Source organism: Nostoc sp. UIC 10607 (genome assembly GCF_047228265.1).
Classification (GTDB): domain Bacteria; phylum Cyanobacteriota; class Cyanobacteriia; order Cyanobacteriales; family Nostocaceae; genus Nostoc; species Nostoc foliaceum_A.
Genome location: NZ_JBIQNW010000239.1, coordinates 1 through 519, shown reverse-complemented (window position 1 = coordinate 519; position 519 = coordinate 1). Strand labels below are relative to the sequence as shown.

At 35.6% G+C, this 519-nt stretch carries 1 pseudogene; it reads left to right on the top strand.

The window, feature by feature from the left end:
- Positions 1-519, top strand: a pseudogene (locus tag ACEYW6_RS36590) (relaxase); the annotation flags it as partial.

The window sequence follows — 519 nt, the reverse complement described above, 5'->3', positions numbered from 1 at the left end:
ACTCAAGAGTTACAATCCCATACAGAGAAGAAAGCTATCTTATCAATCTCTGATTATATTGAGCAATCAACTGTCGAATCAGCCTTAACTGAAGCAGTATTAGAATTAACACAACAACTTTCTCAATACAAAGAGCAGCTTGTTACAGCTAAAACTACATTTAAAGACCTGGATGCAGTGCTTGCGAATGAGTTACAATCCTACGTAGAGAAGAGAGCCATTTCATCAATTTCTGATTATATTGACCAATCAACTGTCGAGTTAGCCTTAACTGAAGCAGTATTAGAATTAACGCAACAACTTTCTCAATACAAAGAGCAGCTTGTTACAGCTAAAACTACATTTAAAGACCTGGATGCAGTGCTTGTAACTGAGTTAAAATCATATCTAGAGAAGAAAGCTATCTTATCAATTTCTGATTATATTGAGCAATCAACTGTTAAGTCAGCCTTAACTGAAGCAGTATTAGAATTAACGCAACGACTTTCTCAATACAAAGAGCAGCTATCAGCAGGTAGA